The organism is Micromonospora sp. LH3U1 (assembly GCF_028475105.1).
Classification (GTDB): domain Bacteria; phylum Actinomycetota; class Actinomycetes; order Mycobacteriales; family Micromonosporaceae; genus Micromonospora.
The window spans coordinates 6,376,247-6,393,867 of the sequence record NZ_CP116936.1 but is presented as its reverse complement, the minus strand read 5'-3'; the positions used below and the strand labels follow the sequence as shown (position 1 = coordinate 6,393,867).

Genomic DNA, 17,621 nt, shown 5'->3' with positions numbered 1-17,621 from the left:
CGCCGTCGGGAGTGCGGAAGGTTGCCAGCTCGGTAGTCGTCGATCCTCCGGACGGTCCGCGCTTCCCGCTCACACCCTAGGGCCGCCGACCTGTGGGTGGTGGTCGCGCGCGCCGGGGCCACAGGGCAGGATGGTCGGCATGACCGACCCCAGCGAGCACGGCGACCCGGCCGGCGCCACCAGTGCGCGTGGTCTGCCCGGCGCGGGCCTGGTGAAGGGGCTGGCAGTCACCCTCAAGACGATGACCAGCCGGTCGACCACACAGCAGTACCCGGATGTGGCCCCCGACCTGCCGCCCCGCTCGCGTGGCGTGATCGCGTTGTCGGAGGAGAACTGCACGGTCTGCATGCTCTGCGCCCGCGAGTGTCCGGACTGGTGCATCTACATCGACTCGCACAAGGAGGAGGTGGTGGTGCCCGGCGCCACCCGCCCCCGCCAGCGCAACGTGCTCGACAAGTTCGACATCGACTTCTCGCTCTGCATGTACTGCGGCATCTGCATCGAGGTCTGCCCGTTCGACGCGCTCTACTGGTCGCCGGAATTCGAGTACGCCGAGTACGACATCAAGGATCTGCTGCACGACAAGGACCACCTCGGTCAGTGGATGGCCACCGTCCCGCCGCCGCCCGCGCACGACCCCAACGGCGAGCCGGCCAAGGAGGAGACCGCCGCCGCGCGCAAGGCCGCCGCCGCCCGTCCGGCCCCTGCATCGGTACGCCCCGAGTCCGACACCGACCCAGGCCCGGCGTCGTGACCGCGCGACAGGCATCGAGGGCGGCTCGGTGACCGGCGCGGATGTGCTGCTGCTCGCCCTCGGCGCGGTGGCGGTTGGTGCCGGCGTGCTGGTGGTGACCACGAAACACCTGGTCCGGGCGGGGCTCTACCTGGTGGTGTGCCTGGGTGCACTCGCCGGTGACTTCCTGGTGCTCAGCGCCGAGCTGGTGGCCTGGGTGCAGGTGTTGATCTACGTGGGCGCGGTGGTGGTCCTGCTGCTGTTCGCGGTGATGCTCACCCGGGCCCCGATCGGCGCCTCCGACGACCTGGACCGGCCTGGCTGGCCGGCCGCCCTGATCGGTGGCGGTGCCGGGCTGGGGCTGACCGTCCTACTTGTCGACGCGTACCGCTGGAGCACCGTCGCGCTGCCCGACCCGGGCACCGCCGAGCGGCTGGGGGAGCAGATCTTCCAATCCTGGGTGCTGCCGTTCGAGGTGCTCTCCGTACTGCTGCTGTCCGCACTGGTGGGCGCGGTGGTGCTGTCCCGTCCGGACATCGGCCGACCAGACCCGCAACGCGACGGCACGGCAGCACCGGGTGTTGTGGATTCCGGGGTGCCCCGGTGAGGCCGGTCATCCCGTACGTCACCGCGGCGCTGCTGTTCGGACTCGGCGTCTACGGCGTGCTGCGCCGACGCAACGCGGTGCTGGTGTTGATGTCGGTCGAGTTGATGCTCAACGCGGTCAACCTGATCCTGGTCACCGCGGACACCACCGCCCGCGCCGTGCTGCCGCACTCGGGGCAGGTCTTCGCGCTGTTCGTCATCGTCCTCGCCGCCGCCGAGATCGGGGTGGGGTTGGCCATCGTCCTGCAGCTCTACCGGCTGCGGGCCACCGTGGCGGTGGATGACGTGCCGCTGACCGAGCCGGCGCAACCCGTCGGCGGGCGAGAGCCGGCCGTCCTGGACACGGAGGCTGGCCGGTGACCGGGCTGCTCGGGGCGCTGCTGCCCGCCGTACCGCTGGTCGCCGGCCTTGTCGGTCTGCTGCTGCCGCCGGCCCCGCGTCACCGGCAAGCGGGTGCGCAGGGCGGTGACCGTGCCCGGCGGGCAGCCGTCGCGCTCGGGGTCACCGGCGCGGCCGGTGCGCTCGCGCTGGCCGTCGCGCTGCTGCTGACTGTCGACGGGTCGGCGGAGACGTCGACCACCTGGGTCGACGTCGGCGGGCTGGCGGTGACGCTCGGCGTACGGCTGGACGGCGCCGCAGCGCTGGTCGCGGTGGCGGTCACCGCGGTCGCCCTGGCCGTGCAGGTCTACTCGATCGGGTACCTGCGGCGCGGCCCACACGACGACATCGACGTCGACCACCGCTACCCGCCCTACGCCGCTCAGATCAGCCTCTTCACCGGTGCCATGCTGCTGGTGGTGGTCGCCGGCGATCTGCTCATGCTGCTGGTCGGCTGGGAGGTGATGGGCCTCTGCTCGTACCTGCTCGTCGCCCACGACCGCCGACTGCCCGGCGCGCCGGCCGCCGCGATGAAGGCGTTCCTGGTGACCCGGGTCGGTGACGTCGGGTTCCTGCTCGGCATCGCGCTGCTGGGCGTGTCGACGGGCAGCTTCCGGATCGCCGACGTGCTCGCCCATGACCACTCCGGGGTGACGTTGACCGCCGCCGGCCTGCTGCTGCTCGCCGGCGTGGCCGGTAAGAGCGCGCAGTTCCCGCTGCACACCTGGCTGCCGGACGCGATGGCCGGCCCGACGCCGATCTCCGCGCTGATCCACGCCGCGACGATGGTCGCCGCCGGGGTGTACGCCGTGGCCCGGCTCTACCCGCTGTTCACGGCCGCACCGGTGACGCTGACCGTGCTGGGGGTGCTCGGCGCGATCACGCTGCTGCTCGGCGCGCTCGCCGCCACCGCACAGGACGACATCAAGCGGGTATTGGCCTGGTCGACCGTGTCCCAGTTGGGCTACATGACGGGCGCGCTGGCGGTCGGCTCACCGTCGGCGGCGCTGTTCCACCTGCTCACCCACGCCGCGTTCAAGGCGCTGCTGTTCCTCGCCGCCGGTGCGGTGATCCATGCGGTCGGCACCACCCTGATGTCGGAGATGGGCGGGCTGCGGCGGAGCATGCCGGTGACGTTCTGGTGCACGGTGGTGGGCCTGGGCGCGCTGGTCGGGGTGCCACCGTTGGCCGGCTTCTGGAGCAAGGACGGCGTACTGACGGTGGCCGAAGCCGCCGCCCTGGAAGGCACCGGCCCGGCGCCGTCCTGGGTGGGCTGGCTGGTGTGGCTGGCCGGGTTGGCCGGTGTGGCGATCACCGCCTGGTATGCCGGTCGACTGCTGCTGCGTACCTTCTTCGGCGCTCCCCGCCTGCCGCTGGTCCGGCCGCACGATCCGCCGGCGTTGCTGCGCTGGCCGGTGCTGCTGCTTGCCGTGCCGGCCGCGCTGCTCGGTCTGGCCGGGTTCGTCGGGGCGTTCGCCGACCGCCTGCGGTTCCCCACCGTGCCGGTGGCGGGCTCCGAGGACGGCCTGGTCCACGTCGGGCCGGAGGTCCTGCTGCCGCTCGCGTTGCTGCTGGTCGGCGCCGGGCTTGTCACGCTGGGCTGGCGTCGGGACTCGACCGCCGACCCGGCGGTCGCGCTGGGTCCGCTGCGGCCGGTCTTCGCCCGCGCGTTCCGGCTCGACGACGTCCAGCACACCCTTGTCGTACGCCCCGTCCGCGCGCTGGGCCGCGCCGCGCGCACCGGTGACGAGGTGGTGGTGGACGGCGTGGTCGAGGGCAGCGGGCGGGCCGCGTCCGGTCTGGGCGCCGGTCTGGCCGTGCTGCACCGAGCGGCGCTGCCCCGGGCCGCCGCCGGCGTGCTGGCCGGCGCGCTGCTGATCGGGGTGGCCGCCGCCGTGATTGGAGTGGTCCGGTGAGCGCGAGGAGTGAGCCGGGTTTGCGAGCCCCGCTGTCGCGAACCGAAGGGGGCTCTGTGAGCGCGAGGAGTGAGCCGGTTCTGCGAGCCCCGCAGTCGCGAACCGAAGGGGGCTCTGTGAGCGCGAGGAGTGAGCCGGGTTTGCGAGCCCCGCAGTCGCGAACGAAGGCGGTCCAGTGACGTTCGGGCAGGTGTTGCTTGTTGCCGTGCTGGCGGTGCCGGCGCTCGGCGCGGTCGCGGTGGCGGTAACGCCCCGGGATCGGGCGGCCCGGCTGGTCGGCACGGTCGCGGCGGCGCTGACCCTGCTGGCCGCGGTGCCACTGGTGTTCGGCGGTCGGGGCTGGGTCGCCTGGTCGGCCGACGCGCCGGCGGTGCGTCCGTGGCACCAACTGGATCTGCCCTGGGTGCCCGGCCTGGAGTTGCGCTTCCACCTCGGCGTCGATGGCATCTCCTGGCCGCTGGTGGTGTTGACCGCGCTGCTCACGCTGCTCTGCTGCGCGTACACGTTGTGGCGGGTGCCGGACGGCGGCAGTGGCCGGGCGTTGGTCGCGCTGCTGTTGGTCGTCGAGGTGGGCATCCTGGGCACCTTCCTCGCCCTGGATCTGGTGCTGTTCTTCCTCTTCTTCGAGGTCGTCCTGCTGCCGATGTACGCGATCATCGCCGGCTGGGGTGGTGCGGAGCGGCGTCGGGCGGCCCGCAAGTTCGCGCTCTACACCCTGTTCGGCTCGGTGTTGCTGCTGGTCGGCGTGTACGTCGTGGTCGCCGCCGCCGGCACCGCCGACGTGGTGGCGCTGACCGGTGGCGACGGGTTGTCCCGGGGCACCCAGTTGGCCGCGTTCACCCTGTTGGCGTTGGCGTTCGCGGTGAAGAGCCCGCTGTGGCCGCTGCACTCCTGGCTGCCCGACGCGCACACCCAGGCCCCCACGGTGGGCAGTGTCGTGCTGGCCGGGGTGCTGCTGAAGATGGGCACCTACGGACTGATCCGGGTGGCGGTGGGAGTGGCGCCGGAGGGCGCCCGCTGGGCGGCGCCGGTGCTCGGCGTGCTGGCCGTCGCCGCGATCCTGATCGGTTCGCTGGTCTGCCTGGCGCAGGCCGACGTGAAGCGGCTGATCGCGTACTCGAGCGTGGGGCACATGGGCTTCGTGCTGCTGGGCGTCGCCACGCTGACCGCCACCGGCATCCAGGCGGCGTTGATCGGCAACGTCGCGCACGGGGTGATCACCGCCTTGCTGTTCTTCCTGGCCGGTGCGGTGAAGGACCGTACCGGCACGGGCACGCTCGCCGAGTTGTCCGGGCTGCGGGAGACCGCGCCTCGGCTGGCTGGTCTGTTCGCGTTCGCGTCGATCGCGTCGCTCGGCCTGCCCGGGCTGGCCGGCTTCTGGGGCGAGGCGTTCGCGGTGATCGCGGCCGTTCAGGTTGGCGGCCCGCTCTGGACCACCCTCGGGGTGCTGGCCGCGGTCGGCGGAGCGCTCACCGCCGCGTACTTCCTGCGGCTGCTGCGCCAGGTCACCCACAACCGCCCGAGCCCCGCCGTCGGGCAGGTCGGCCCTGGCCTGGCCGGTGCGGAGCTGACCGCGTGGGTGCCGCTGGTGCTGCTCGCGTTGGCCATCGGGCTGGCCCCGGCGCTGGTCCTCGGCGTCGCCGAGGCCCCCGTCGATGCCCTGATTGGGGTGGTCTCCCCGTGAGCGCGAGAGGTGCGGCGAAGCGGGGCCCCGCAGTCGCGAACAGAGGCAGGCTCACATGAACGTCGTGCAGAGCGTGGACAGCGTCGCGTTGCTGCCGGCCTACCTGGCTGCCGGCACCGCCGTGCTCGTGCTCCTCACCGACCTGCTCCTGGCCCGGCCACGGGCCACGATGGTGGTGGCCGCGCTCGGTGCGCTCGGCACGGCCGCAGGCGCCGTTCTGGTCGGCGCGGCTGGGGAGCGGCGGACGTTCTGCGTCGGCGCCGACTGCTCCTGGATCTTCGGTGGCCGCGCCGCTCTTGTCGCCGCGGTGGTGGCACTGCTCACCCTGGGCGTGCTCGGGCTGTCCGTGCCCGCGCTGCTGGCCGGGCGTTCGCCGGTGGGGGAATACTGCTTCCTGCTGGCCTGCTCGATGACCGGCGGCGTGGTGCTTGGCGCGGCCGGCGACCTGATCACCCTGATCGTCGCTCTGGAGACGCTGACCCTGCCGCTGTACGTGCTGGTCGGCCTGCGCCGGGGGAGCCTCGCCAGCGCCGAGGCGGCGGTGACCTTCTTCGTGGTCAGCGTGGTGGCGACCACCCTGACCCTGCTCGGCGCGGCGCTGCTGTACGCGGTGACCGGAGGGCTGCACCTGGACCGGCTCAGCGCGCTGCTCGCCGAGCGGCCGGAACTGCGGGACCTGCCGCTGACCACCGCCGCGGTGGCGGTGCTCCTGGTCGGGCTGGCCTTCAAGGTGGCGGCGGTGCCGTTCCACGCCTGGGCGCCGGCCACCTACGACGGCGCTCCGCTGCCGGTGGCCGCGTACCTGTCCACGGCGTCGAAGCTGGGCGGCCTGGTCGCTCTGCTCGCCGTGGTGCAACGGGCGCTGCCGGCGGATCAGACCGGCCCGGTGCTCGCCCTGCTCGCGGTGCTCACCATGACCGTCGGCAACCTGGTCGCCCTGCGCCAGCGGCGCACGGTCCGGCTGCTCGCGTGGTCGTCCGTCGCGCAGGCCGGTTACATCCTCGCCCCGCTGGGAGCGTTGGCGCTGGCCGCCGGCCGTACCGACGAGGCACGGTCCGCCGCGTACGCCGCCGCGATGGCGTACGCCGTCTTCTTCGTGGTGTTGGAACTGGCCGCGTTCGCCGGGGTGACCGCGCTGCGCCCGGCGGGTGCGGACGGTGGCACGCTCGACGACCTGCGCGGCGCGGCCCGCCGGCACCCGTGGCGGGCTGCGGCGTTCGGTCTCGCGCTGGTGGGTCTTGCCGGCCTGCCGCCGGGGCTGGCTGGCCTGTTCGCGAAGGTGACCGTGGTGCGGGCGCTGCTGGACGGCGGGGCGGCCTGGCTGGCGCTGGTGGTGGCGCTGAACGCCGTGATCGGGTTGGCCTACTACCTGCGGGTGACCGCCGCGCTCTGGGCGCCGCCGCCGACGTCCGGCGCGGCTGCGCCGCTTCCCGGCGGTGCGGCGGCCGTACCCCTGGTGGGTGTGGTGGGCGTGGTGCTGGCGGTGGCGACGGTGGCCGCCGTGGTGCTGGGCGTCGCCCCGCAGTTGGTGCTCGACCTGGCCGGTCGCTGACCGGAAACAGGGTCCTACCTGGCCCGTCTCAGTGAACTCTCAGCGTTGAGACGGATGGTTGACGGGTACCGGGTTGTTGAACCGGTCAGCGGATCCCGGCGATCCGTGCACCGAAGGAGACATCGTGCACCACAACCGTCTGAAGACCGCGGCGCTGCTTGGCCTGCTCTCCGCCCTGATCCTCGCGGTGGGCTACTGGTTTGGCGGCAGCAGCGGCCTGGTCATCGCCGTCGTCATTTCGTTGGTCATGAACGGCGTTTCCTACTTCTACTCCGACAAGCTCGCACTGCGCTCCATGAAGGCCCAACCGGTCACCGAGGCACAGTTCCCCGAGCTGTACCGGATGGTGCGGGAGTTGGCGACCGACGCGCAGCAGCCCATGCCGCGGCTGTACGTGAGCCCGACCGCGCAACCCAACGCGTTCGCCACGGGTCGTAACCCGCAGCACGCGGCGGTCTGCGTGACCCAGGGCATCACCGAGATCCTCGACTACCGCGAGCTGCGCGGTGTGATCGGGCACGAGCTGTCACACGTCTACAACCGGGACATCCTGATCTCCAGCGTGGCGGCTGGTCTGGCCAGCATCATCACCCTCCTGGCGAACCTCGCCTTCTTCATCCCGTTGGGCGGTGGGGACGACGAGGACAGGCCGAACCCGGCTGTGTTGCTGCTCACCCTGATCCTGGGCCCGATCGCGGCCACAGTGATCCAGTTGGCGATCAGCCGGAGCCGCGAGTTCCAGGCGGACGCCTCGGGCGCCGAGTTGAGCCGTGACCCGCTGGCCCTGGCCAGCGCACTTCGCAAGATCGACGCGGTGGCCCGACGTCGGCCGTTGCCGGCACAGGGCCAGCTCACCAGCACCGCGCACCTTATGATCGCCAACCCGTTCCGGGGTGGTGGCATGTCCGCGCTCTTCGCCACCCACCCGAAGATGGAGGACCGCATCGCCCGGCTGGAGCAGATGGCCGCCAACTCGGGGCCGGTGCAGTTCCAGCGCTGACCCGCTGATTCCCGCCTCCGCCCGTACCCGGTCGCACCGGGTGCGGGCGGAGTGCTGTGTCGGGGGCGATATCTGTTACCAGCCCACCGACCGGCGACGTTAGGGTCGTAACGGCTCACGCTCATTACATCCTCGGAGGTTCACAGTGGCCGCGCTGCGTCAGTACCTGGGTATCTGGCGGATACCGGGCGCGCCGATGCTGCTGCTCACAGGCATCGTCGGGCGACTCGGGATCGGCATGACCCCGCTGGCGCTGCTGCTGGTGGTCGAGCAGGTGACCGGGCGGTACGCGCTCGCCGCCGTCGCGGGCGGGATCTACGCCGTCGCCGGTGCCGCGATCAGCCCGGTGGCCGGGCGGATCGCCGACCGGATCGGCCCGAGCCCGGTGCTGCTGGTCACCGCCGTCGCACATCCGCTGGCGCTCATCGGCCTACTGCTGGCCAGCCGGTCGGGCGACGACGCACTGGCCGCCATCTACCTGGCCGCGGGTGTCGCCGGCGCGACGTACCCGCCCCTCACCGCCGCCATCCGCGGGGCCTGGAACGAGCTGACCGGACCCAACTCCGGCCGGTACGCCCTGCGCAACACCGCACTGGCCGCGGAGACCTCGCTGTTCGAGATCGTCTTCGTACTCGGCCCGCTGCTCGTGGCCGGTTTCGTCATCTTCGCGGACGCTGCCGCCGCGCTGATCGGGGCGGCCGTGGTCACCCTGGTCGGCACCACCGCCGTGGCCCTCGGCCGGGTGATGCGCGGCTGGCGCCCGCACCCGCGCGAGCACCACGCCCGAGGGCTCGGTCCACTGCGGGTCCCCGGCTTCCCGGCCCTGCTGTTCTGCGTGGCCGGGCTCGGCATCGCATTCGGCGCTGCCGGTGTCATCGTCCCGGCGTACGCCGGCAACTCCGCCACCGACGACCCGGAGAGCCTGGCCGGGGTCCTGCTGGCGGTCTGGGGGATCGGCAGCGCTGCCGGCGGGTTCTGGTTCGGTGTCCGCAAGCCGGCGGCGAACATGACCCGACAGTTCGCGATGCTGCTCGCCGCGGTGGCCGGCACCTTCGTGGTGTTCGCGCTGATGCCCACCCCGCTGGCGCTGGGTGTCGCCCTGATCGTCGGCGGGGCCACCATCGCGCCCGCGCTGACCCTGGAGAACACCCTGGTCGGTCGGATCGCCCCGGCCGGCATGCTGAACGAGGCGTACACCTGGGTGGTCACCGTGGCCGTGGCGGCGAGCGCCGCCGGCGGCTCGGTGGCCGGCCTGATCGTGGATCACGCCGGTGGCGTCCCGTGGGCGTTCGTGTTCGCCGGGGCGGCGGTCGCCGTCGCGGCCGCGGTCGCCGCACTACCCGCCGGGCCCATCGCCCGCGCGGAAACCACAGCGGTACGCACCGAACAGCCCGTAACCGTCTGACCGTCGGCCCTGATCCACTCGCGTTCCTTGATATCGGGGTATCCCCATCCGACCGATACCGCGACATCAAGGAACGCGAGCGCCGCCTCGTACCCTCGGCGGCGACGACCCGAACCGCGGCACCGACAGCGAGGGCGCGTTCGGCGGCCAGTACCACGGGCCGGTGTTCGTCCTCACCCATCGGCCGCCGGCCGCGCCACCCACGGACGTCACGTTCGTCGGTGACCTGCACACCGCCGTCGCGCAGGCCAAAGAGGCCGCCGGGGACAAATACGTCAACATCCTCGGCGCGAACGTCGCCAAGCAGTGCATTGAGGCCGGGCTGCTCGACGAGGTCCTCATGTTCTTCGCCCCGGTGCTACCCGGCGAAACCGCGCACTGGTACAGCGTCGTCTACTGAGCCGCTAGCGGTAGTTGTTGAACTGGAGAGCGACGCCGAAGTCCTCGCCCTTGAGCAGCGAGATGACCGCCTGCAAGTCGTCCCTCTTCTTGCCGGTGACCCGCAGCTGGTCGCCCTGGATCTGCGCCTGCACGCCCTTGGGGCCCTCGTCGCGGATCTTCTTGCTGATCGCCTTCGCCTTGTCCGTCTCGATGCCCTGGATCACCTTGCAGTCAAGCTTGAAGATCTTGCCGGACGGGCGCGGCTCGCCAGCATCCAGCGACTTCAGCGAGATGTTCCGCTTGACCAACTTCTCCTTGAACACGTCCAGTGCGGCGCGGACCCGCTCCTCGGTCTCCGCCTGAAGGCCGATCGCCTCATCACCAGACCAGGAAATTTCCGCCCCGGTGCCGCGGAAGTCGAACCGCGTCGCGAACTCCTTCTCCGCCTGCCGAAGGGCGTTGTCGACCTCCTGGCGGTCAACCTTGCTCACGATGTCGAACGACGGGTTCGCTGCCATGTATCTGCTCCTGCTGTCCGGCGGTTGGGCCTGCCGTCGGCCACCGACCAGCGGCACGACCCCCTGACCGTACCCGGTTGCGCTGGTGCCGGGGTGAGCCGCTATCCTTGCTTCCGCCGCCGCGTTACGACGCGGTGGGGTGCCCTGGCGGGTTGCCCGAGCGGCCAATGGGAGCGGACTGTAAATCCGTCGCGAAAGCTTCAGAGGTTCGAATCCTCTACCCGCCACCAGGTGCAGACACGGCCCCTGACCAGCAGAGATGCTGATCAGGGGCCGTTGTCGTTTGTCTGGCCGAGTCTGGCTGCGTCCAGCCCGTGACGACTGGTTGTGGGCAGATGGTGGGCAGGTCGATCTTGCCTCTCAGGGCCCGTCTGGAGGGCTGCGAAGGGAGTTGCCGGCCCGGCGCGATCGCACCTGAAGCGCCGGCTGAAGCTGTCGCGGGCTTAGCTGGCTGCGTAGGTAGCTCGGGGGCAAGCCAGTCCCGGGGTTGGACTGGCGCGGCAGTCGGAAGCCCTGGCCCTCGATTAGGTCGACCTGGCGGCTTCCGTGCCGCCTGGCTGTGGTCCTGCTGCGTCTGGGTCGGTGGAGTTCGGGGCGGCCGTCCGGCGGCAGTCGGTGGCTCTCCGCCCCGGCGCCGGAGGCGGCCGGGGCGGCTTGCCGCCGGCCGGCTCACCGCCCGCGCCGCGCGGAGCGCGGCGCCTTGATCCAGAACAGAGGAAATCGGCAGCCGTGTAAGGGCGATGGGTGGGAGCGAGACATCTCCCTTACAAGCTCTGTGCGCCACGTCCGTCGTTGTCCGCCGACGATCGTTAGCCCGGACTACCCGTCCGCCTCCGCGCTCGCCTGTGCTCCCCCGTCCGGTGCGGTTGCTGTCGGCGTTGCTGTCGACACCTCCGACACGCAGAGGCAATCGACGACGGCGTCCGAGGGCCGCCGCGTCGCAGCTTCCGGATCTTGCCGGGTGCCGTAACCCGACACGCTTTGGTCATCTGCCGTCCGTTCGGGGGAGGGGTCGGGTCGATGAGGCAGGCATGCTGGGTGAGTGAGTCGTGTTCGGCCGTTCCTGACTGCTGGCCTATTGGTGCTTGTTGGGGCAGCGCTTGTCCTTTTCGTGCTGTTCCTGCGGTCCGAAGGGCTGGAGCGGGCTGGTTGGTGGGCGACGGTAGCGGCAGCAGTGTTCGCCGCAGCGGGGTTGGTTGTCGCGTATCTCGCTTGGCGCCATCCTGTTACCCCGGGTGCGGGCGGCGGTTCCGCTCGCGCTGCTGAGGGTTCTGTTGCGGAGCCGGGCAAAACCGTGGTGTCGGGTGAGCGTTCGATCGGTTCGATGTCGAGCGGTACGGCGATCACAGGCGACGGCAACGTGGTGGGCGATGGCAGTGCCGGTGGCTATCACGGAAAGCCGTGACCGCGGGCAGGAGCGGCCTACCATCGTCGCCTATAGAGGTTTCCGGTGACCGGGCGGTCGGCGCGGCCGCCAACAGCCTGATCATCACTGGCGACGGCAATGTCGTCCTTCGCGTTGACGGCCAGGAGTTCGTGCGGGTCACGATGCCAGATTCGGCTTCGGAGGCCACCCGTTTGGTTTTCGGCGCTACCGGCCCAGTGCGGTCCTCCGTCATCGGAAGCTGGCTGCGCCACGATGCCGGCGTGGTTACGCCTCAGGAGCGTCCGGAGGAGCAGTGGCTGACGCAGTGGTGTCTTTCGGGGAAGGCGCCGACCGTTCGCTTAGTGTGCGGCGCCGGCGGCCAGGGCAAGTCCTTCCTTGCAGCGCGGGTGTGCGCCGCTGTGTCAGGCTCGCACGCGGCGGGCTTCGTGCGGGTGCCACCACCGGGCTGGCGCACCGTCTCCATGTCAGACCTGGCGCGCGCCGGGGCGGAGGCCGAGGGCCTGCGCCGCCAGTTGCGGAGAGTGCCGGAGCTGACCGCAGGACTTCAGTGGCTCATTTCGGCCGGTCGCCCGTCATTGCTGATCGTCGACTACGCCGAAAATGTGGCGTCTGTGGTCGCCGAAATACTAGACACCATTGCCGAAGCCGGTGGGCTGGAAATCATACGGCTGCTGCTGCTAGCGCGGTCCGAGCGCGGCTGGTGGCGCACTATTGCGGTTGACCACGAGCAGCACGCGTGGGTGGATCCGGATCCCGTGCGTTTGGTTTCCATGACGAGCCGGTGGGACGGGCCCCAGGTTCAGCATGTGTGGTCAGACGCGGTTGAGTCGTTCCGGAAGCTGTCAGTCACGCATGGACGGGTGCCGAGCATTGGGCCGCTATCGCCGCCCGTGCGTGACTTCCCCACCACGCTTGACTTGTACGCCGATGCGCTACTGCACGCGATCGACGGGCGGGTAGGCCACGGGGACCCTCTGTCAGGTGTGCTCGCGCACGAGAGGCGGCAGATTAGCGCCGCTTTCGAGGGACAAGGCCTCAACTGGACGGACGAACAGCGGGATTGGGCCCTCGCTACAGTGATCCTGCGCCCCGCTGAAAGTATCGATGTGGCGGTTGATGCGCTGTCATCATGTCCCGTCGTTAACGACCTAGCCGGCGCCGATTTGCCAGTCGCGGCCTCGGTGCTACATGACTTGTACCCAGACGACGAGGGTTCTCAGGTATGGAGGGCACCTCGCCCGGACCCCTTGGCTGACCTTCACCTGTTACAGCTGGCCGAACATGTTGCCAGCACTGCCGACTGGTTGGTCAATCTTCAGGCCTTGTGTGCGGGGCCGCAGGCCGGCGTAGCGGAGCAGACTGCTGCGGTTCTACATCGCTGTCTGTCATCGGCCCCCCGGAGCCGGTACGTCGCAGCGCTTCGCCGGATAGAGGCTGGACTACGGCACCTCATACGGGTCGCACCGGCCCGCTACGTGCCCATCGTCATTTTGCTTGATCCTGACCAGTTCACGGATGATCTCGTCGACGCAATAGCTGGCGGCACGACGTCAGCGCAACTGCCCATTGCTGAGGTGGAACAGGCTGATGCTCTGCTCAGAGAACTCGGCTTCGCTACGACCCGGGCGGCCGTAGCCGTCGCGGTCTCCAAACGTCTTGTCGCTGCGTCCGCGCCCCCGGCCGCGCCGACGGAGGCCTCGCTCGCTCGGTATGCTCGCCAGCTGAACAACCTGTCGGTCCGGTTAAGTGAGCTGGGCTACCGCGACGAGGCACTGGCCGCGATCGAAGAATCCCTCGGCATCCGCCGGCAACTCGCCGACGCCGATCCTGCGGCCCACCTGCCGAACCTCGCCATGTCGCTGAACAACCTTTCGGTGGATTTGACTAAGGTCGGCCGCCGCGACGAGGCGCTGGCTGCGATCGAAGAAGCCGCGACAACCTACCGCCGACTTGTCGACGCCAACCCCGCCGCCTACCTGCCCGGCCTCGCCATGTCGCTGCACAACCTGTCGCTTCCGTTGAGTGAGACGGGCCGGCACGACGAGGCAGTGGCCGCGACCGAGGAATCCGTCGGCATCCGCCGGCAACTCGCCGACGCCGATCCTGCGGCCCACCTGCCGGACCTCGCCATGTCGCTGAACAACCTTTCGGTGGATTTGACTAAGGTCGGCCGCCGCGACGAGGCGCTGGCTGCGATCGAAGAAGCCGCGACCGCCTACCGGCGGCTCGCCGGCACCAACCCCGCCGCCTACCTGCCGGACCTCGCGATGTCGCTGAACAACCTGTCGCCGCGGTTGGGTGAGGTCGGCCGCCACGACGAAGCCCTGGCCGCGATCGAAGAAGCCGCGACCACCTACCGGCGGCTCGCCGGCACCAACCCCGCCGCCTACCTGCCCGGCCTCGCCACGTCGCTGAACAACCTGTCGCCGCGGTTGAGCAAGGTCGGCCGCCACGACGAAGCCCTGGCCGCGATCGAAGAAGCCGTCACCATCCGCCGCCAGCTCGCCGAGGCCAACCCCGCCGCCTACCTGCCGGACCTCGCCGCGTCCCTAAACAACCTGTCGTCGCGGTTGGGTGAGGCCGGCCGCCACGACGAGGCGCTGGCTGCGATCGAAGAAGCCGCGACGGCCTACCGGCGGCTCGCCGGCACCAACCCCGCCGCCTACTCGCCCGGCTTCGCCACGTCGCTGAACAACCTGTCAAACCGCTTGAGGGAGGTCGGCCGTCACGACGATGCCCTGGCCGCGATCGAAGAAGCCCTCACGATCCGCCGCCAGCTCGCCGAGGCCAACCCCGCCGCCTACCTGCCGGACCTCGCGATGTCGCTGAACAACCTGTCGCCTCGCTTGAGTAAGGCTGGCCGCCGCGACGAAGCACTGGCCGCTATCGAAGAAGCCCTCACCATCCGCCGCCAGCTCGCCGGCGCCAGTCCCGCCGCGTACCTGCCCGGCCTCGCCGCGTCGCTGAACAACCTGTCAATCCAATTGAGTGAGCTCGGCCGTCACGACGATGCCCTGGCCGCGATCGAAGAAGCCGTCACCATCCACCGCCAGCTCGCCGGCGCCAATTCCGTCGTCTACCTGCGCGACCTCGCCACGTCGCTGAACAACCTGTCGCCTCGCTTGAGTAAGGCTGGTCGCCACGACGAAGCCTTGGCCGCCATCGAAGAAGCCGTCACCATCCGCCGCCAGCTCGCTGGCGCGAACCCCGTCGTCTACCTGCCCGACCTCGCCACGTCCCTGAACAACCTGTCAAACCGGTTGAGTGAGGCAGACCGGCACGACGATGCCCTGGCCGCAACCGAAGAAGCCGTCACCATCCGCCGCCAGCTCGCCGGCGCCAACCCCGCCCTCTACCTGCCCGACCTCGCCACGTCCCTGAACAACCTGTCGGTGGATCTGACTGAGGTCGGCCGCCACCACGAAGCCCTGGCCGCAACCGAAGAAGCCGTCACCATCCGCCGCCAGCTCGCCGGCGCCAACCCCGCCCTCTACCTGCCCGACCTCGCCACGTCCCTGAACAACCTGTCGGTGGATCTGACTGAGGTCGGCCGCCACCACGAAGCCCTGGCCGCAACCGAAGAAGCCGTCACCATCCGCCGCCAGCTCGCCGGCACAACTCAGTAGGGCCCCGCGGTTGGTCGCGCGATGGCAGGGTGAAACCCAGGGGCTTGAACCCTGAACCCCTCCGCCCTGCTCCTGATCAACCCGAATCGGGCGGATCGGCTGCCTGGTCTGGCCTGGGCTGGCTCTGCTGTTGCCTTACAGCGGTTGACAGCCCTTGCCGGTGTCAGTTGTGCCGGATCTGTGCCCGTGGATCATGGGCACAGCCTGGCTCTGCATTCGTTTGCCCGAGCTGCTCGGCGTCGTCGTACTCCTGTGCACGCAACGTCGGCCAGTAGGTGATCTGCGGCCTCGTACGGTCGAGCATCCTGGTCAGGACGTCACCGTGGATGATCCGTACGCGCATCAATCCCTCGCCAGCTCGCGCGACGTTGTCCACGACGTAGAGGTAGAAGTTCTCGGGCTCTTGACGGGCCGCCTGAACCTGTCGGTCCTCCAGCGGAACTGAGGCGCTTCGAGCCGACGCGCCGAAGGCCTTCACTTCAATCTGCCGCGGTGGGCTGCTGACGTCGTACGGAGCGCTCGTGAGATGTACGTCTTCCGGTACCCGACCGTTGCGGCGTTCGAGCTCCATCACGTACTCGATGGCAATGCGCTCGATCTCACTGTTGCCCATCGCCTAGCCCTCTACGCAATCGAGCATCGAGACCGAACACCGCCCCAACTCGAACCGGTCGCCGGGCCGCCGACTGAAGGCTGAGTGGCTGAGCATGCCGCGCCTGAGTTCAGCACCAGAGGCTGTGAAGCCGGACATTGACAGCTCGTCGCGCAGCTCGCGCGGGGTCAGCGCGGCACGTCGGCGGGCGAGATACCGAGCGGCGGCCTGTTCGACCGTTGGCCGTCCTGCGGGTTCAATGACGCGAAGTGCCCCGCGAGCTGCTTGGTGTTCCTCAAGGGCAACCGTCAGCCCATCCCGCAAGGGCTCCATCGCCTCGCGGAAACGATGCCAGCCCTCACGCCATCGAGCTGGATCGAGATAGCCGAAGCGACCGGCCAGTACTACAGCACCAGCAAGCAGTCCGATGGCAGGCACTGGGTAGCTACGAATGGCGCGGACGGTGGCTCCGCCGGCTGCGGCGACCGTACGAGCAGTCAGCTCCGCGAGCAAGGCCGCGTCACCCAACCGTGCTTCGAACCCGGCCGCCCGTAACAGGCCGTAGGCCAACCCGACCCAGGTCGCGGCGTCAGTGTTGGCGAACCCAAGTCGCGTGAAGACACTGTCGCTGCTGAGGATCACCGCCGGAGCGAGCAACTCGGCGAGCGCAGTAGTCCCGATGTCATCCGGGTCCCCCCGTAGCCGACGCGGCAACTCGCGGTCGGTACAGAGCATCGGGCGCACGCGCGGGCTGAGGTAGTCGCGAATCGCCAGGTCGACGACAGGGACCGCCGGCATGATTTCGCCCCACAGGACCCTTGATGCCTCCGACGCCGGGACGTCATTTGACGCGGCGATTGCCGGCAGGTGCTCGACAAGTTCCTCAGGCACGTGCGCAGAGACATAGATGTTCGACCGACCGTTTCCCGCCAGCCCGCTGAAGAGCTCCTCGTCGTGGCCTCTCCGGACTGCATTGCAGGCACGCGAAGCCAGGACGTTAGTGTCGGCAACCACAACCAATGCCGGCCATGGTGCCGCAAGAGGGCGCAGCGTAGGGCCGACGCGAGGAAGCGTCGACGCCTGGAGTGCCTGACTGTGCATCCGTCCAGTCTGCGCGCCGGTCGGTGGGATCGCCAGCATGTATCCGGCCGCTGGACCCGGCTCTGTGGCCCAGAGCCGGCGGTCGCCTTCGTAGCCGGGCATGACTCCCGTCAGGGGGAAGCGGACCGAAGTTATCGGCTGCTGCGGACTGGTAGCGGCTCCCGTTGGGGAGCAGGGTGCGGATTGCTGTCGGTCGACGCTCGGCGCCGATCCCGATCAGAGATCCTGCTGCTTACTCGCTGCGTCGCTGCCGCCGACGTCTCGCTTAAAAGCCGGTCACCAACCTATATCGCGGCTGACATCCGCCCTTGCGACCGCGACCTCATCCTCGGTCTCGTGGGGCACGTCCGTCTCCTCCGGGCGTGCCAAGAGGTCCATCAAGGCCTGCGTGTGCGCCGGATGGCTGATTGGCACCGCGTCCAGGTCGACATCCTGGAGCCAGTCAAACGGCACGGCAGAACTAGGTGGACAGTCGGGAGGGCCTCCATCCATGCGCCCGTCGGATCGGGCACGCATCGGGCACGGCCTCCGCCGGCTATCACTCGCTGGTTGATGCCACCGTTGCTGTCGGCAGCGATGGCATGTGGCTTCGCGGTCACCTGCCGCCGCGGGCCGCTGACGTCGTACGGAGTTCCTGCGAGATGACGCCTGCGGGGTGCGCTACCGTCGCGGCGTCTCCCGTCATCGTGGGCATTCGTCCCGACGAATCCCGAGAGCTGTACGCCGCCGACCGAGTCCGTGT

The 17,621-nt window shown here is 70.0% G+C and carries 14 protein-coding genes and 1 tRNA gene; 12 read left to right on the top strand and 3 right to left on the bottom strand.

What is annotated here, in order from left to right; translation table 11 throughout:
- Window positions 1-130 precede the first annotated feature (130 nt).
- The 9 genes from PCA76_RS29325 (at window position 131) to PCA76_RS29285 (ending at window position 9,674) form a co-directional block, all read left to right on the top strand.
- Complete coding sequence (locus PCA76_RS29325; protein ID WP_272613640.1) at window positions 131-754, top strand: NuoI/complex I 23 kDa subunit family protein; 624 nt, start codon at window positions 131-133, stop codon at window positions 752-754.
- A 28-nt stretch (window positions 755-782) separates the two neighbouring features.
- Window positions 783-1,340, top strand: a complete 558-nt coding sequence (locus tag PCA76_RS29320) for an NADH-quinone oxidoreductase subunit J family protein (RefSeq protein WP_272613639.1) — start codon at window positions 783-785, stop codon at window positions 1,338-1,340.
- On the top strand, window positions 1,337-1,699 hold the full coding sequence (gene nuoK / locus PCA76_RS29315; protein WP_272613638.1) for an NADH-quinone oxidoreductase subunit NuoK: 363 nt from the start codon (window positions 1,337-1,339) through the stop codon (window positions 1,697-1,699). The genes PCA76_RS29320 and nuoK overlap by 4 nt, the downstream gene beginning before the upstream one ends.
- Window positions 1,696-3,633 (top strand): NADH-quinone oxidoreductase subunit 5 family protein, encoded by a 1,938-nt coding sequence (locus PCA76_RS29310; RefSeq protein WP_272613637.1) that lies wholly within the window; start codon window positions 1,696-1,698, stop codon window positions 3,631-3,633. The genes nuoK and PCA76_RS29310 overlap by 4 nt, the downstream gene beginning before the upstream one ends.
- Before the next feature lie 175 nt (window positions 3,634-3,808).
- Window positions 3,809-5,317: a complex I subunit 4 family protein gene (locus PCA76_RS29305; RefSeq protein WP_272613636.1), complete on the top strand. Its 1,509-nt coding sequence runs from the start codon at window positions 3,809-3,811 to the stop codon at window positions 5,315-5,317.
- A 55-nt stretch (window positions 5,318-5,372) separates the two neighbouring features.
- A complete protein-coding gene (locus tag PCA76_RS29300; RefSeq protein WP_272613635.1) occupies window positions 5,373-6,869 on the top strand; it encodes an NADH-quinone oxidoreductase subunit N in 1,497 nt (498 codons plus the stop codon).
- Window positions 6,870-6,993: 124 nt separating this feature from the next.
- Window positions 6,994-7,869, top strand: coding sequence for a zinc metalloprotease HtpX (gene htpX / locus PCA76_RS29295; protein WP_272613634.1), 876 nt, complete (start codon window positions 6,994-6,996; stop codon window positions 7,867-7,869).
- A gap of 145 nt (window positions 7,870-8,014) precedes the next feature.
- Entirely contained in the window at window positions 8,015-9,274 is a 1,260-nt protein-coding gene (locus tag PCA76_RS29290; protein WP_272613633.1) for an MFS transporter, read from the top strand.
- A gap of 163 nt (window positions 9,275-9,437) precedes the next feature.
- Window positions 9,438-9,674, top strand: coding sequence for a dihydrofolate reductase family protein (locus PCA76_RS29285; protein WP_272613632.1), 237 nt, complete (start codon window positions 9,438-9,440; stop codon window positions 9,672-9,674).
- Between the two features lie 4 nt (window positions 9,675-9,678).
- On the opposite strand, the gene PCA76_RS29280 is transcribed toward PCA76_RS29285, so the two are convergent.
- Complete coding sequence (locus tag PCA76_RS29280) at window positions 9,679-10,173, bottom strand: YajQ family cyclic di-GMP-binding protein (protein WP_272613631.1); 495 nt, start codon at window positions 10,171-10,173, stop codon at window positions 9,679-9,681.
- Window positions 10,174-10,319: 146 nt separating this feature from the next.
- Between PCA76_RS29280 and PCA76_RS29275 the strand changes: the two genes are divergently transcribed.
- From PCA76_RS29275 to PCA76_RS29265, 3 genes are all read left to right on the top strand, one after another.
- Window positions 10,320-10,403: transfer RNA gene (locus tag PCA76_RS29275), tRNA-Tyr, on the top strand.
- Window positions 10,404-11,215: 812 nt separating this feature from the next.
- Window positions 11,216-11,578 (top strand): hypothetical protein, encoded by a 363-nt coding sequence (locus PCA76_RS29270; protein ID WP_272613630.1) that lies wholly within the window; start codon window positions 11,216-11,218, stop codon window positions 11,576-11,578.
- The gene (locus tag PCA76_RS29265) at window positions 11,575-15,186 is read left to right on the top strand and encodes a tetratricopeptide repeat protein (RefSeq protein ID WP_272613629.1); all 3,612 of its coding nucleotides are present in this window, start codon (window positions 11,575-11,577) and stop codon (window positions 15,184-15,186) included. The genes PCA76_RS29270 and PCA76_RS29265 overlap by 4 nt, the downstream gene beginning before the upstream one ends.
- 163 nt (window positions 15,187-15,349) lie before the next feature.
- Here the strand turns inward: PCA76_RS29265 and PCA76_RS29260 are convergent, their stop codons facing one another.
- A complete protein-coding gene (locus PCA76_RS29260) occupies window positions 15,350-15,799 on the bottom strand; it encodes a DUF3883 domain-containing protein (protein ID WP_272613628.1) in 450 nt (149 codons plus the stop codon).
- A 3-nt stretch (window positions 15,800-15,802) separates the two neighbouring features.
- Entirely contained in the window at window positions 15,803-16,879 is a 1,077-nt protein-coding gene (locus PCA76_RS29255) for a hypothetical protein (RefSeq protein ID WP_272613627.1), read from the bottom strand.
- Between the last annotated feature and the right edge of the window lie 742 nt (window positions 16,880-17,621).

Coding starts and splice junctions, on each gene's coding strand:
- PCA76_RS29325 (WP_272613640.1), top strand. CDS start 131: ATGGTCGGCATGACCGACCCCAGCGAGCACGGCGACCCGGCCGGCGCC.
- PCA76_RS29300 (WP_272613635.1), top strand. CDS start 5,373: ATGAACGTCGTGCAGAGCGTGGACAGCGTCGCGTTGCTGCCGGCCTAC.
- PCA76_RS29280 (WP_272613631.1), bottom strand. CDS start 10,173: ATGGCAGCGAACCCGTCGTTCGACATCGTGAGCAAGGTTGACCGCCAG.
- PCA76_RS29260 (WP_272613628.1), bottom strand. CDS start 15,799: ATGGGCAACAGTGAGATCGAGCGCATTGCCATCGAGTACGTGATGGAG.
- PCA76_RS29255 (WP_272613627.1), bottom strand. CDS start 16,879: ATGCACAGTCAGGCACTCCAGGCGTCGACGCTTCCTCGCGTCGGCCCT.